Genomic DNA, 14,440 nt, shown 5'->3' on the forward strand with positions numbered 1-14,440 from the left:
ATTACCAACCTCCCGAAGCACCGCCTCCGCCGAAGCTGCCTCCGCCTCCTGAAAAGCCTCCGCCTGAAAAACCGCCTCCTGACGATCTTCCTATCGAACCGCCGAAAAAAGAACTTCTTGAAGATGATCTTCCGCTAAAAGGACGTCCGGCTCTGCCTCTTCGAGAAAGCAAGTAAAATATCCAAAAAAGCCCGCCCGGAGAAAATCTTGAAATTAAAATATAGACACAAATTAAAAACAATAAAACCGGAGGAAATCCGTCTTCATCATCTTCATCTGATGCATTGATTTCTTTTAAGAGGCTTTCATCTTCTGAGGCATAAGCCGCCATAGCCTTAAGCCCGTCATAAATTCCTTCACCGTAATTACCCGAACGGAACTGAGGGGCAATAATACTTCGGATGATTTGACCGCTTCGGGAATCGGTTAGATTTTCTTCAAGTCCATAACCTACTTCAATACGGAGTTTTTTATCGTTAACTGCAACAACTAAAATAGCTCCTGAGTCTTTTTCTTTAGAACCGAGCTTCCATTCTTCAGCAACCTGCATAGAATAATCTTCGATAGATTCGCCTTCTAAGGATGGAATTATCAGAGCCGCTATTTGAATTTGAGACCTATTGTTTAAATCCAAAAGAAAATTTTCTATTTTTTCGGATTCGTCCCTCGAAAGGATTCCGGCTTTGTCAACCACAGGACCGGAAAGCGGAGGAACAGCTAAGCCGAAAGAATTAAAATTATAAAAGATAAAAAAGCATAAAACAATTATCTTTTTTAAGATTTTATCTTTTTGCATAATTTTTAGAAGTTTACCTTAGGAGCGGATGAGGCTTGATCATCAGCTTTAAAATAAGCCTTTTCCCTAAAACCGTTCATATTGGCAATAATAGAACGAGGAAATTGTCTTATATAAACATTGTATGATTGAACGGCTTCATTATATCTTTTTCGTTCAACGGCAATGCGGTTTTCGGTTCCTTCAAGCTGAGTTTGTAAATCCATAAAATTTTGATTTGCCTTTAACTCAGGATAGTTTTCGGTAATAACAAGTAAACGCTGTAAAGCCGCTCCAAGCTCGCTTTGGGCTTGTTGAAATTTTTCAAAGGATTCGGGATTATTTAAAACCTCATCTGAAACTTGCATAACACCGCCGGCCTTAGACCTTGCTTCTGCAATATCCGTAAAGACCTTTGCCTCATGGCTTGCGTAGCCTTTTACGGTATTTACCAAATTGGGAATTAAATCAAAACGCCTTTGATAAACATTTTCTACCTGGCTCCATGCAGACTTTACCTCTTCTTCTGCTTTAATAATAGAATTATATGTTCCTACAAAAAAATTATATAAGCCGAACGCTAAAACAAGAACAACAGCCAAAATAATTAATCCGGTTTTTAAACCCTTGCTCATAACAACTCCTGATAAAATATTAAAATAAGTTATATTTAATCTAACAAATTTTATATAAAAAAACAAGTAGAAGGCAATAATGCAAATTACAGTCTTCTATTTGTTTATAAATGCTTTTATATTTTTGCAGTTGCGAAAATAAGAAACAAAAAAACGACTGCTGAATTTTTTACCGCTTACTTTAACATAAAATTTTTACATTACCTTAACCCCGATTGAAAACTTTTAAAAAATCCGTTATACTCCGTATCTTATGGAAGATATTAAAACTACATGGCAAAAAATTATTGCCGAAACTTTAAACGATATAGCTCCCGAATCATGCGGTAAGATTTTGCCTGAACAGATAAATATGGAAACTCCTCCTAATCCTGAGATGGGAGATGTAGCCTTTCCTCTTTTCACATTTGCAAAGAGCTTTAAAGCCGCTCCGGCTAAGATTGCATCGGATGTTTGTGCCCGCATTTTACAAAACGAAGATATAAAAAAATACGGGAATCCTAAGGCGATTGGCCCTTATCTAAATATCTTTCTTGCCAAAGGGGATTTAGCCTCGAATGTTTTGGATAAGGTTTTAAAGGAAAAAGAAAATTACGGGAAAACTTCTTCTCTTTCAGGCAAAAGAATTATGGTTGAGTTTTCAAGCCCAAACACAAATAAGCCTCTTCACCTCGGCCATCTGCGTAACGATGCCTTGGGTGAAAGTATTTCGCGTATTTTAAAATTTTGCGGGGCCGATGTTTTTAAGGTAAACATTATAAACGATCGGGGCGTTCATATCTGTAAGTCCATGATAGCCTATCAAAAATTCGGCGAAGGAAAAACTCCCGAAAGCGAAAACATAAAGTCTGACCGCTTTGTCGGGGATATGTATGTTGCTTTCCATAAATACAGTCAGGAAAATCCCGAAAAGGCAGAAGCCGAGGCAAAGCAGATGCTTTTGGATTGGGAAGCCGGAGAGAACAAAGCTCTTATCGATCTTTGGAAGAAAATGAATGGCTGGGCGATAGACGGTATTAAGGAAACCTACAAGAGGACGGGCATCTCTTTTGATAAACTTTATTTTGAAAGCGAAACTTATTTAAAAGGAAAGGATCAGATATTAAAAGGTTTGGAGGCCGGAGTTTTTTATAAAGAAGAGGACGGTTCCGTTTGGGTTGACCTTTCTCCAATCAAGCTCGACAAAAAAGTATTGCTGAGAAGCGACGGAACCTCTCTTTATATGACTCAGGACATAGGTACGGCAATTTCCCGCCACAAGGATTGGCCTTTTAATCAGCTGATCTATGTTGTAGGAAACGAACAGGAATATCACTTTAAGGTTCTTTTTTATGTTTTAAAACAGCTCGGCTTTGAATGGTCTGACGACCTCTATCATCTTTCTTACGGAATGGTAAACCTGCCTGAAGGAAAAATGAAAAGCCGCGAAGGTACGGTTGTGGATGCCGATGACCTTATCAATTCTTTGCAAGATGAGGCCTTAAAAAAAATTGAAGAAAACGGAAGAGAAAAGGAAGTGGGCGATGCCTCAGCTGCTGCCGAAAACATTGCCGTCGGAGCCCTGCATTATTTTCTTTTACAGGTAAGCCCTAAAAAGGATATGCTTTTTAATCCTAAAGAGTCCCTTTCTTTTACCGGAAACACAGGCCCCTATCTTCAATACATGGGTGCAAGAATTTCTTCTATTTTAAGAAAGGCCGAAACAGCCGAAGGCAAAGAAAAGTTAAAGAACGGAAAACTCAATGCTTCTCTTTTGACAACTGAATCCGAATGGGAACTGTTAAAGACCTTAGAAGACTTCCCTGAACAAGTTGAACGGGCGGCCTTGCGTAAAGATCCGAGTGCCCTTACAGCTTATCTTTATGAGCTTTCAAAGGCATTCAGCCGCTTCTACAGGGATTGCCCCATTCTTTCGGGAGAAAATGCCGACCTTTCCTATACAAGAATGGAATTGGCAAGGGCTACAAAGATAGTGCTTCAAAATGCAATGAACTTGGTACTCATTCCGTTTATGGAAATAATGTAAACTTTTTATAAATTATTTTTTTAAAATTACTAAACGATTTATAAAATTATGATAATACTAATAGGAGTATTATCATGATAAAAAAAATTAAACTAAGAGCTTTGACTTATCTGCGGAATATTTATGCCCGAATAATTTGTCCGCAAGTTTGTTTCTTTTGCGGGGAAGAAACGGGAACGGGTATTCCGTTGTGCAGCAAATGTTTACAAAAAGAAATTACCGAGCCTGTTTTGTTCCGGCTTAAAAATCCTGAAAAGTTTTGTTCATCTTGCGGAAAAATTTTAATTTCCGAAAAAGAATTTTGCACGGACTGCAGGGCTAAATTAAGAGAAAAAGAAAATCTAAGAACAGAAGAAAGGGAAAAGACCGAAAAGGAAGATTGTGCAAAACATCTTCTCATTCAATCCGATTTTCTCAAAAAGGTTTACACCATCTATCCTTACAAGGGCAGGGGAGGAGAAGTTTTGCGTTTATGGAAAAATCAAAACATGCGGGGCTTTGCAGGAATCTATGCTTCTGCCCTTGCTTCCTTTATCGAAGGGGTGCCTGAACTTCAACATATTCCGATGGTGCCGGTTCCGCCCCGTCCTAAAAAGATTAAAACCAAGGGCTGGGATCAAATAGAAGATATGTCTCTTTATTTGGAACATATTTATAATCTTCCAATCTTGCGTTGTTTAAAGCGAAGGGACGGGGCTTCTCAAAAAAGTCTTTCCAAAGAAAAACGGGCAAGCAATCTAAAAAGAAAGATTTTTTTAAAAAGGCAAAGATCCTTTTTAAAATCGAAAAACTCAAAACAACCTTTACCGGAAAAGCTCATAATCTTAGACGATGTTATGACTACCGGAGCAACCCTTAACTTTTGTGCGGAGGCATTAAAAGAGGGAGGCTGCAAAGAAGTGATCGGCCTCTGTCTCTTTTTTGATTAAGCACCTTTTTAAATATCGAACCTTGTTCCGCTTTGTACAAAGCTGAAAAAATTTCCGTTCGGGACTAAGATTATATGATCCAAAAGTTTGATGCCTAAGATTTTTCCGGCCTCGTAAAGGCGCCTTGTCAATTCCATATCTTCTTTTGAGGGCTCCAAATTTCCCGAAGGATGATTATGGGCTGCAATTATTGAAGCTGCCCTGTCTTTTAAAGGGTCGGAATACACTTCACGGGGATGCACAATTGTTCGATTGATAGTCCCGACGCTTACAACACGGGTTGCAATAATTTCGTTTGCTCCGTTTAAGGAGATGCAGATAAAATGTTCCTGATTCCTGTCGGCGTAGTGCTGTAAAAGCGGAACTACATCTGTCGGGTGTGAAATAGTGCGGCTCTTGTTGTCATAATACCTTCTTCCCAATTCCATAGCAGCAAGTATTGTTGCTATTTTTGAATCCCCCATCCCGCGGATAGAACGCAGATAGCCCTCAATTTTTTCAGGCTTTGCCCTATCGATGTGCAGAATAATATCATCGGCCAACTCTTTTACGGGTTTATCCTTAATACCTGTGCGTAAAAGAATGGCCACCAAATCAGAGTCGCTTAAATTTTGAGGCCCGTACTCTAAAAGCCTTTCCCTCATATCGGGTTTGTCCGTATTGGACGAATTTTTATAGTCTATCATCAATTATGTTATATGTATTATTTGAAATATTTAGTACTTTTTATAAAATTATCGATTAAAGTTTTTGATAAAATCCGTCTATAAATTTTCTAAAAGCGGAGCCTTCTTTTATATCGATTGGGCAGATAAGAGGAATGGTCTTTAGCACAATGTCTGATTCTTTTATACGGTATTCAAGTGTTCCTATTTGCTGACCTGCAAAAAGGGGCGCTCTTATTGAATCGGGTAAAGTTATAACCTGTTCTATATGCCGCTCATCGTGTTTAAATACCGTAAGATAGTCTTGCGAAAAGGCCTCATCGGCGAGGAGAGGTATAAAGGCAGAAGTCTTAGGAGCGAGGTTTGAACCTAGGACGCTTACACTTCTTCTAATTTTGTTGTGCTCCCTTATGTCGAAACTTGTAAAATTATCGAATGCAAAATTCATAAGTTTGATGGAATTTTTTTCCCGTGTGGAAATCCCATCATCAAAATTTTTCCATTTTCCTCCTAAGATAACTGCAATAAAACGCTCTCCGTTTTTTTGAGCCGTAAGCGAAATATTAAAACCGGACTCGTAGATAAAGCCGGTCTTTAAACCGTCACAGCCTTCTATTTTTTTTAGGAGGGTATTGGTAGCCGGCTTAATTTGAAACTGCTTTAAACCGGCGGAATTCTTTTTGATAAGATTATGTTTTTGAGGATAGTTGATTGAACTAACCGAATGAAACTTTTTTAAGTTTTCAGGATATTGTTTTAAATAGTGAAGGGAAAATAAGGCAAAGTCCCTTGCCGTGGTTTGATCTTTTTCGCTTAAGCCCGAAGAATCCTCAAAGCGGGTGGATCTTAGTCCCATCTTCTTAACGGCCTCGTTCATTTTGAACGTAAACTTTTTAAGACTTCCTTCCGTAAGCAGGGCAGCTGCAAGGGCTGCATCATTCCCCGAGCAAACAGCCATTCCCCTTATCAATTCTCCTATACTTAAACTTTGATTTTCTCCCAAGCCCATCCACGCCGCTCCTTTGGGCAGAAAAATGGCCCAAGCCTCCTTAGGCGGAAAAACGATCTTTTCCAAATCTTTAAACTCAGGCTTTTGAAGCATGGTATAAATTGTTACCAGCTTTGTAAGGGAAGCCGGAGGGATTATTTTATCGGCATTGTATTCGGCTAAAATCGTTCCGGTTTTTGCGTGAATAAGAATGTAGGACTCGGCATCGATTTTAGGTAATTCTATTTTTTTGGCCGAGGGGTTAATATTAGAAGACGATGATTTTACGGGCAAAAAATTTTCTATGGAATTAAGGGGCGGAAAGTCTGAGTTAATCTTATGCCGGCTGTAAAAGGTTTTAAGAGCCGCTTTTTTTTCTTCTTGTGAAACCTCAAGAGGCTGTGCTTTTTTTAATTCCGAAACATGGAAAAAAACAAAACCTGCAAGGCTCAAAACACAAAAAAACACAGCAGCAAAAAGAACAAAAATAAATTTTATAATTCCTTTTGTGCCGTGTTTCATTTTTTTTAAGGTCTTAATTTTTAGTAAGAGTTAAAACTCTGCCGACTTTGGTGCCCGCGGGAAAGGGATAACATCCCTTATGTTTGCCATACCCGTAACATATAGGAGGAGACGCTCAAAGCCGAGCCCGAAGCCCGAATGAGGAACCGTACCGTATCGGCGGAGGTCAAGGTACCACCAATAGTCTTCTTCCCTTAAACCCAATTCCTTAATTCGCCCTTGTAAAATATCGAGGTTTTCTTCTCTTTGGGAGCCTCCGATTATTTCGCCCAAGCCCGGTACAAGTACGTCCATTGCCCGCACGGTTTTTCCGTCCTCGTTTAACTTCATATAAAAGGATTTAATCTCCTTGGGATAGTTTGTAACTATTACCGGCCCCTTATACACTTCCTCGGTCAAAAATCTTTCATGCTCGCTCTGGAGGTCGCAGCCCCAATAGGGCTTAAACTCAAAGCGGTCAACGTGCTTTTCAAGTTCGGTTATAGCCTCAGTGTAGGTAAGGCGTGTAAAGGGTGTGTTTACGACATTTTTGAGCATCTCGATAAGCCCTTTTTTGATTCTTGAATCAAAAAAGGCCAAATCCTCTTTGCATTTTTCCAAGGCCCATTTTAAAAGGTAGACGATAAAATCTTCTGCCAGCTCCATGTTTTCTTTTATGGTAAAAAAGGACATTTCGGGTTCTACCATCCAAAATTCTGCAAGGTGGCGGCTTGTGTTCGAGTTTTCCGCTCTGAAGGTCGGGCCGAAGGTGTAAATTCGAGAAAGAGCCGTTGCATAGGCTTCTCCTTCAAGCTGGCCTGAAACGGTCAGGTTAGCCTGCTTGCCGAAAAAATCTTGAGAATAATCTATTTTAAAAGAATCGGGATCCTTTTTTCTCTTAAAGCTTTTTTTACCGTTTCTTCTATATCGAAGGTCGTAACATGGAACATTTCGCCTGCACCCTCGCAGTCCGAGCCGGTAATAATAGGCGTATGCACATATTGAAAACCTCTTTCATTAAAAAAGGTGTGAATCGCATAGGCCATCTGGCTCCTCACGCGTGCAACAGCCCCGAAGGTATTGGTACGTGCCCTCAAGTGAGCCGTTTCTCTTAAAAATTCCATGCTATGACGCTTTTTTTGTAAAGGATATTTTTCCTGATCAGCCTCACCGAAAATATGGATATTATTAGCCTGAAGTTCAACACTTTGCCCTGCCGCAGGGGAGGGAACGAGATTACCTGAAACCTTTACCGAAGCTCCGGTACCGGCTTTTTTTAAGAGAGCTTCAGTATTATTATCGAGACCGGTATCCCTGTCAAATGCTGCCTGAATGGAGGCAAAACAAGAGCCGTCATTGATCTCAATAAAAACCAAATTCTTGGTTTCCCGCTTTGTGCGAACCCAGCCGTAAACATCGATTGCTTGGCCTTTCGGTTCGGAGGTTAAAATATCTTTAATTAAATGTATCATAATAGGTATATTATATGTCAAATTCCGATTCTGTCAAGCAATTAAATTTTTATTAAATTTTTATTCTATTGACCGCTCCTATTCAATGTGATAAAATTACATGAATATCAATAGATAGAAAAATCGGCAAGGAGGGGAAATGAAAAACAAGGCTGAAATAATACAAAAAATTAAAAATGCAGGGCTTGCAGCGAGGGAAGGAAGGGCGGAGCCTTTACTTGCAACCGTTTCAGGTGTTCTTTCTACAAAACCTAATTTGATAAGATATTGCGCCGATGAGCTGGGTTTCGGCCTTGTTACCACAAAGAGTTTTCAAGTGCTGCCTAATCCGGGAAACCGCGAACCCATCCTTTGTGAGCCCGAACTGGGCTGTTTCGGCAATTCTGTGGGCTTGCGTAACTGCGGAATGGAACAGGCCGTAAAAGAGCTAAAAGAGCTCCGCTCCTCATGGAAAACCGATTCTATTTTAAACGTTTCCCTTTCGGCCTCAAATCCCGAAGATTTTATCAGCCTTGTGAAGGGCTTTGAAGAATTAGCCGACTGCTTTGAGCTTAATTTTTCATGTCCCCATGCTTCGGCAGGCTTCGGTGCCTCCATAGGCTGCGACCCTGCGATTGCCTCAGAATACGTAAAGGCGATAAAAAAAGCCAACCCTGATTGTGCCGTGCCGATTTTTGTAAAACTTACCCCCAATGTTGAAGATATAGGAGCCATAGCTTCCGCCGTAATCGAATCCGGGGCAGACGGCATAACGGCTATCAACACTGTAGGCCCCACGGTTTACATTGAACCCCATTCGGGAAAGCCCATCTTACAAAATAAACTCGGCGGAAAGGGCGGCATGAGCGGCAAATGGGTGTTTCCAAGGGCTTTAGAATGTATCGGGCAAATACGGAAGGCTGTAGGAGAAGAAATTCCTATAATCGGAATGGGCGGCGTTATGACAGGCTCTCAAGCAGCCGAACTCATCAAAGCGGGTGCCGATATAATAGGCATAGGCTCTGCGTGCGGTATGCTTGAGCAGGATGATTTAAAGCCGTTTTTTCAAAACCTTGCCTCAGATGCTCTAAACTGCATACGCGGAAAAGAAACCGACAAAACTTCCTCCTTTTTGCGCAAAAACAAGGCCTTGGAGTATGAAGCTAAAACCATCGTAAAAATCGAAAAAGAAAGTGAAGATATTATAATCATTACCCTAAACGGAAAATGTAAATTCGAAGCCGGTCAATTTGTGTTTTTATGGATTCCCGAAGTTGGAGAAAAGCCCTTCTCCCTTGCGGAAGCCGATCCTATAAGCCTTATAATAAAAAAACGCGGTCCATTTACCGAAGCTCTTTTTAAACTAAAAGAAGGGGATACAATCTATATGAGGGGGCCTTACGGCAAAGGAATAAGGCCGCCTAAAACCGAAAATGCCCTTTTAATTGCCGGCGGAACAGGAGTTGCAGTATTACCGGCTCTTGCAAAGCGCCTAAAAAAACAGGGAACTTTAATTTCTACCTATGTGGGAACTTCCGAAGAAATTAGAAAAAAGGGACCCAACGGCATCGAAAAAATTCTAATCGAATGCGGAGCATATAAAAAGATAGCCGACAAGGGCGTTATCGGCAGGGTTTTAAATCAATTCCAAAAAGACATTATTGAAAAAAATACAGGTCTTCCCATTCGGTCTAAGTCTGAAAATATCTCAAAGCCGGAATTCTTTGCCGCTTATCTGGTAGGCCCTATGATATTTATGCGCCGTGCTTCAGAAATCCTTTTAAAATTGGGAGTCCGAAAGCCTCAGATTTTTATGTCATTAGAGATGAATACGATGTGCGGTGTGGGAATTTGCGGAGAGTGTTCTTGCGGAAACATCTTAACCTGTAAAAAAGGAACCTTTGTAAGTTTGGATAGGATTGATAATTTTTATTAAATTGCTCAAAATAATCCGTTATAGGACACATTACAGCAAAACGATTGAAAACTAAAGTGTTCTATGATATAATCTGCATATAAGGGATAAAGTTATGTCTGAAAAAATGTATTGTGATCCGGCCGAGATTTTGGAAGTAACGGTACAAAAGGGTATTGTAAAGGCTTCGACTCCTGTGTGGAAGCTTCTTTGCTTAGGATTTTTAGCAGGGGTTTTTATTGCTTTTGCTTCGGAAGGCTCCAATATGGCTGCCTGCGGGCTTTTTGCAAAACCTGAAACTTACGGGCTTGGAAAATTCGTTGCAGGGCTTATCTTTCCTGTAGGCCTTATCTTGGTGCTCCTTGCCGGAGCCGAGCTTTTTACGGGAAATAATTTAATCATTGCAGCCGTTTTAGAAAAAAAAGTAAGTCTTACTGCAATGCTTAAAAACTGGATTGCCGTTTATATCGGGAATCTTATAGGTTCTGTTTTTATTGCTTTTTTGATTGTACAAAGCGGACAGCTTTCAAGCGGAGCAAGCCTTTTGGGCGGAATTACCGTAAAGATTGCTTACGGTAAAGTTTCTCTTTCTTTTGTGCAGGCAGTTTTTTTAGGAATCATGTGTAATTGGCTGGTTTGCCTTGCAGTCTGGCTTTGCTATGGTGCTAAGGATATGACCGGAAAAATGCTTGCCGCTTTTTTCCCGATTTGGCTTTTTATAACTTCAGGTTTTGAGCACAGTGTTGCAAACATGTATTATATCCCCGCAGGGATTTTCTCGAAAAGCGTTCCGGCCTATGCTGCCGCTTCCGGTCTTTCAGCCGAGGCTCTTTCAAATATAAATTGGGCTGCTTTTTTTATAAAGAATTTAATGCCCGTTACCATCGGGAACATAATAGGCGGAGCCTTTTTTGTCGGAATGTTTTATTGGATTTGCTATAAGAAAAAATAATTTTTTTCGGAAGTTTCTGCTTCCTGCAAAAAATTTTTATTAAGGGAGACTTTAAATTATGAAGGTTGAAAATTGCGATGCGGGCTTTATAGGCCTTGGAGTTATGGGAAAAAGCATGGCCGAAAGATTAAGAGCGGCCGGTGCTAGGATGCATGTTTTTACACGCACAAAAAAATCCGCTGAAGAGATTCTTTCAAAGGGGGCTGTTTGGTATGACGACCCGGCAAGCCTTGCTCCCAATTGTAAAATTATTTTTACCATAGTAGGCTATCCGCAAGACGTTGAAGAAATATATTTAGGAGAAAAGGGTTTATTAAAAACCGCAAAGCCCGGAACGATTTTTGCGGATATGACAACCTCAAGCCCGATTTTGGCAAAAAAGATTTATGATGAAGCAAAGAAAAAGGGCTGTTTTTCTGTAGATGCTCCCGTTTCAGGCGGAGATATAGGGGCTAAAAACGGCACCCTCTCGATTATGGCAGGCGGAGATGAAAAAGCCTTTAAGGAGTTGGAGCCTTTTTTTGCCTGTATGGGGAAGACTTGGGCCCTTCAAGGAGGTGCAGGGGCAGGGCAGCACACTAAGATGGCAAACCAAATAGCCGTAGCCGCAAACCTTTTCGGCACGGTCGAGGCTGTCTGCTATGCCGAGGCTGCAGGCCTTGATCCTCAAAAAATGCTTTCGGCTATCGGGGGCGGTGCTGCAGGAAGCTGGCAGATTTTAAACAACGGGCCTAAAATGCTTAAAAAAGATTTTGCGCCGGGCTTTTATGTTAAACACTTTTTAAAGGATTTAAACATAACCTTAAATGTTGCAAAAGAACTCAAACTGCGTATTCCCGTTTTGGAGCTTGCACAAAACTTTTTTAACAAGATGAATGAAGAAGGTTATTCCGAAAAAGGAACTCAAGCCATCTATGAATATTATAAGACTCTCTAAAAACTTCAGTTTTTAGAGAGTTTCCTTAAATCTAATTTGCGAGTTTTCCATAAGTCATCATAATATAAAGACTTATGGAAAACTCGTCGGCTGCCTGTAAAAATCTAACAAAGTTTTTACGGGCAGCCATAAGACTATCTAAAGGAAAATTTTATGCACAAAGATGAAAAGAAAATTGCAGAGGTTCAAAAAAAATATGGACCGCTTTTGGCTAAAACGGCTTTTGAACTAGGGGCTTTAAAACTATCTCCTGCCGATCCATTTACTTGGGCATCAGGCTACCGTATGCCCATTTATAATGATAACCGCCGTTTTTTAGCCCTGCCTGAGATGCGCCGTACTATAGCCGAAGCCTTTGCAGAGCTTTTAAAAGCGGTTGATTTTGACCCCGAATGGCTTGCAGGAACAGCAACGGCAGGAATCCCTCATTCCGTAAGTTTGGGCGACCTCTTGCAAAAAAGCGTTTCCTATGTACGCTCAGGCGGAAAAGATCACGGCCTAAAAAATCAGATTGAAGGTTTGGGTGCTAATGCGGATTATAAAGGTGCTGATGTACTTGTTGTTGAAGATTTAATTTCGACGGGGGGAAGCTCCATCAAGGCTGTTGAGGCTGTGCGTAATGCAAACGGAAATGTTCCATTTTGTTTTGCTATCTTTTCTTACGGATTTGCAGAAGCCGAAAAAGCCTTTGCCGAATTAGCTCCGCCCTGTATTCCCGTAACTATTTTAGATTACGATATCATGCTGAATGAGGCCGTAAGGCAAAATTACATAAGCGAAGAAAATAAAAAGAGCCTTGCCGAATGGAGGCTCGATCCCTTCGGCTGGGGCGAAAAGCGGGGCTTTCCCAAGGTCTGATATTTTTTTAAGATATTTTTTAGTGGCCGTAAAAAAACTTAGCTTTTTTTACGGCTATTTAGTTTGTTAAAAATTAAAACTCCTGCAAAGGCCGCTATGCTCCCTATCAAAAACACTGCAAGTGCAAGCCCCGTGTTTTTTTGGGCTAAACTTTTTCCTGTTATAGTTGACGCTAATATAGCCGGAAAACGGGCAAGAGTACTTAGTATGAGCCATTCGCTTAAACGTATAGGTGTAAGCCCTGCCATGTAGGTTAATAAGTCCTTAGGTGTTCCCGGAATTAAAAAAACGATAAAAACTATGAGGTGGAGTCTTTTTTTGTTTTTAAATATTTTTATGGATTCTATTTTTTCGGGAGAAAAGAAAATTTCTATTACAGCTTTGCCGAATTTTTTTACAAATAAAAAAATTAAAATACCGGCGGTTACTATTCCTGTCAATGATACTAAGGCTCCCTCTATTGCTCCAAAAGCATAGCCTGCTCCTATTTCGAAAGGGCCTCCGGGAATTACCGCAACTACTACTTGCAAAAAAACGGCAGCTATAAAAAATATACGGCTTGAAAAAGGATGAGATTCAACATAGGCATGTACTTTTTCTGCATCCATAAGAAATTTTATAAGAGGCTTTCCCCAAAAAACATAGAGGAAGATACTCAAACAAAAAAGAAAAATTATTGAGCCTATAGTAATGATTTTACGCCATTTATCTGTTAGTTTTTTTTTCATTTTAGAATTTTTATAAGTTCATCTTAAATTTTATATCTTACTATACTAAAAACAAAAAGAATAGACAATACGGAATTTATAAAAAACTGAATTTTTTTAAAGTTATTAAGTAGATAATAAAAAAGCGGTTCTTTTTAGAACCGCTTTTCCGTCAAACTGTTTACAGCTTACCTTAACAAGGTCATGACACTCTGAGTTGCCTGATTTGCCTGTGCAAGCATTGCCGTACCGGACTGTGTGAGAATCTGGTTTTTGGTATAATCTACCATCTCCTTAGCCATATCTACGTCACGGATTCGTGATTCGGAGGCTTGGAGGTTTTCTGCTGCGATATTGATACCTACAACAGTGAGTTCGAGTCTGTTTTGGTATGCACCAAGGTCGGCTCTTTGCTTGTTGATTTTCTTGATAGCTTCATCAAGGGTACCGATAGCGCGGTTAGCTGTTTCGGGTGTATCGATAGTCATAATCGATTCATCCCCGACATTGCGAACGCCGAGAGCCTTAGCTGTCATTGTTCCAATGTAAGCTCTTGTTCTCTGATCCATGTTGGCACCGATGTGGAACCACATAGAAGCAGTTACGGTGTTTTCTCCGGTTTCTTGAGCAAACCTTCCGGTAAGCATATTCATACCGTTAAACTGTGCGTGGCTTGCAATTCGGTCTACTTCAGCGATGAGCTGAGATACTTCAACCTGAATGTACAATCTGTCTTCTGCCGAGTAAATACCGTTGGAAGACTGAACGCTGAGTTCGCGGATTCTCTGGATAACATCTGTAGTTTCCTGAAGGAAAGCTTCTGCAACTTGAATAAAAGAAATGCCGTTTTGTGCGTTGGCACTTGCTTGGTTCAAACCGCGGATCTGGCTTCTCATTTTTTCTGATACGGCCAAACCGGATGCATCATCGCCCGCTCGGTTAATACGTAAACCTGAAGAAAGTTTTTCTATGTTTTTTTGGTTCATCAAATTGGTGTGACCCAATGTCCTCTGTGAAAACATAGCGCTCATGTTGTGATTAATGATCATATTCCTACTCCTTTGGTGATTTTCGGCAATTCTAAAATTCCCGCGGCATCCC

At 40.4% G+C, this 14,440-nt stretch carries 12 protein-coding genes and 1 pseudogene; 6 read left to right on the forward strand and 7 right to left on the reverse strand.

Annotation, left to right across the window (positions count from 1 at the left end; all coding sequences use genetic code 11):
* Position 1: 1 nt before the first annotated feature.
* Positions 2-796, reverse strand: coding sequence for a TPM domain-containing protein (locus tag JO40_RS07520; protein WP_044978801.1), 795 nt, complete (start codon positions 794-796; stop codon positions 2-4).
* A gap of 5 nt (positions 797-801) precedes the next feature.
* Positions 802-1,410: a LemA family protein gene (locus tag JO40_RS07525; RefSeq protein WP_044978802.1), complete on the reverse strand. Its 609-nt coding sequence runs from the start codon at positions 1,408-1,410 to the stop codon at positions 802-804.
* A gap of 253 nt (positions 1,411-1,663) precedes the next feature.
* Here JO40_RS07525 and argS point away from each other — a divergent pair, with 253 nt between their 5' ends.
* On the forward strand, positions 1,664-3,436 hold the full coding sequence (gene argS, locus JO40_RS07530; RefSeq protein WP_044978803.1) for an arginine--tRNA ligase: 1,773 nt from the start codon (positions 1,664-1,666) through the stop codon (positions 3,434-3,436).
* Positions 3,437-3,510: 74 nt separating this feature from the next.
* Complete coding sequence (locus JO40_RS07535) at positions 3,511-4,365, forward strand: ComFC family protein (protein WP_044978804.1); 855 nt, start codon at positions 3,511-3,513, stop codon at positions 4,363-4,365.
* Positions 4,366-4,373: 8 nt separating this feature from the next.
* On the opposite strand, the gene radC is transcribed toward JO40_RS07535, so the two are convergent.
* From radC to asnS, 3 genes and pseudogenes are all read right to left on the reverse strand, one after another.
* Positions 4,374-5,051 carry a RadC family protein gene (radC, locus tag JO40_RS07540; protein WP_044978805.1) on the reverse strand — a complete coding sequence of 226 codons (678 nt, stop codon included), beginning with the start codon at positions 5,049-5,051 and terminating at the stop codon, positions 4,374-4,376.
* A gap of 55 nt (positions 5,052-5,106) precedes the next feature.
* Positions 5,107-6,540 carry a D-alanyl-D-alanine carboxypeptidase family protein gene (locus JO40_RS07545; RefSeq protein WP_044978806.1) on the reverse strand — a complete coding sequence of 478 codons (1,434 nt, stop codon included), beginning with the start codon at positions 6,538-6,540 and terminating at the stop codon, positions 5,107-5,109.
* A 30-nt stretch (positions 6,541-6,570) separates the two neighbouring features.
* Positions 6,571-7,991: pseudogene (gene asnS / locus JO40_RS07550) on the reverse strand (asparagine--tRNA ligase).
* Between the two features lie 139 nt (positions 7,992-8,130).
* Between asnS and JO40_RS07555 the strand changes: the two are divergent.
* The 4 genes from JO40_RS07555 to JO40_RS07570 all read left to right on the forward strand — a co-directional run bounded on the left by JO40_RS07555 (position 8,131) and on the right by JO40_RS07570 (position 12,632).
* Positions 8,131-9,906, forward strand: a complete 1,776-nt coding sequence (locus JO40_RS07555) for a dihydroorotate dehydrogenase (protein WP_044978807.1) — start codon at positions 8,131-8,133, stop codon at positions 9,904-9,906.
* Positions 9,907-10,000: 94 nt separating this feature from the next.
* Positions 10,001-10,837: a formate/nitrite transporter family protein gene (locus JO40_RS07560; RefSeq protein ID WP_044978808.1), complete on the forward strand. Its 837-nt coding sequence runs from the start codon at positions 10,001-10,003 to the stop codon at positions 10,835-10,837.
* A gap of 58 nt (positions 10,838-10,895) precedes the next feature.
* Positions 10,896-11,774 carry an NAD(P)-dependent oxidoreductase gene (locus JO40_RS07565; protein WP_044978809.1) on the forward strand — a complete coding sequence of 293 codons (879 nt, stop codon included), beginning with the start codon at positions 10,896-10,898 and terminating at the stop codon, positions 11,772-11,774.
* 153 nt (positions 11,775-11,927) lie between these two features.
* Positions 11,928-12,632 carry an orotate phosphoribosyltransferase gene (locus JO40_RS07570; RefSeq protein ID WP_044978810.1) on the forward strand — a complete coding sequence of 235 codons (705 nt, stop codon included), beginning with the start codon at positions 11,928-11,930 and terminating at the stop codon, positions 12,630-12,632.
* A 38-nt stretch (positions 12,633-12,670) separates the two neighbouring features.
* On the opposite strand, the gene JO40_RS07575 is transcribed toward JO40_RS07570, so the two are convergent.
* Both JO40_RS07575 and JO40_RS07580 read right to left on the reverse strand, forming a co-directional pair.
* Positions 12,671-13,360, reverse strand: coding sequence for a TVP38/TMEM64 family protein (locus JO40_RS07575; RefSeq protein WP_044978811.1), 690 nt, complete (start codon positions 13,358-13,360; stop codon positions 12,671-12,673).
* 167 nt (positions 13,361-13,527) lie between these two features.
* Positions 13,528-14,388 carry a flagellin N-terminal helical domain-containing protein gene (locus JO40_RS07580; protein WP_002677466.1) on the reverse strand — a complete coding sequence of 287 codons (861 nt, stop codon included), beginning with the start codon at positions 14,386-14,388 and terminating at the stop codon, positions 13,528-13,530.
* Between the last annotated feature and the right edge of the window lie 52 nt (positions 14,389-14,440).

It is taken from the genome of Treponema putidum, assembly GCF_000755145.1.
GTDB classification, from domain to species: Bacteria; Spirochaetota; Spirochaetia; order Treponematales; family Treponemataceae; genus Treponema_B; species Treponema_B putidum.

Bases quoted from the DNA above. Each gene is read 5' to 3' on its own strand.
- JO40_RS07520 (WP_044978801.1), bottom strand. From the start codon at position 796: ATGCAAAAAGATAAAATCTTAAAAAAGATAATTGTTTTATGCTTTTTT.
- JO40_RS07525 (WP_044978802.1), bottom strand. From the start codon at position 1,410: ATGAGCAAGGGTTTAAAAACCGGATTAATTATTTTGGCTGTTGTTCTT.
- argS (WP_044978803.1), top strand. From the start codon at position 1,664: ATGGAAGATATTAAAACTACATGGCAAAAAATTATTGCCGAAACTTTA.
- JO40_RS07535 (WP_044978804.1), top strand. From the start codon at position 3,511: ATGATAAAAAAAATTAAACTAAGAGCTTTGACTTATCTGCGGAATATT.
- radC (WP_044978805.1), bottom strand. From the start codon at position 5,051: ATGATAGACTATAAAAATTCGTCCAATACGGACAAACCCGATATGAGG.
- JO40_RS07545 (WP_044978806.1), bottom strand. From the start codon at position 6,540: ATGAAACACGGCACAAAAGGAATTATAAAATTTATTTTTGTTCTTTTT.
- JO40_RS07555 (WP_044978807.1), top strand. From the start codon at position 8,131: ATGAAAAACAAGGCTGAAATAATACAAAAAATTAAAAATGCAGGGCTT.
- JO40_RS07560 (WP_044978808.1), top strand. From the start codon at position 10,001: ATGTCTGAAAAAATGTATTGTGATCCGGCCGAGATTTTGGAAGTAACG.
- JO40_RS07565 (WP_044978809.1), top strand. From the start codon at position 10,896: ATGAAGGTTGAAAATTGCGATGCGGGCTTTATAGGCCTTGGAGTTATG.
- JO40_RS07570 (WP_044978810.1), top strand. From the start codon at position 11,928: ATGCACAAAGATGAAAAGAAAATTGCAGAGGTTCAAAAAAAATATGGA.
- JO40_RS07575 (WP_044978811.1), bottom strand. From the start codon at position 13,360: ATGAAAAAAAAACTAACAGATAAATGGCGTAAAATCATTACTATAGGC.
- JO40_RS07580 (WP_002677466.1), bottom strand. From the start codon at position 14,388: ATGATCATTAATCACAACATGAGCGCTATGTTTTCACAGAGGACATTG.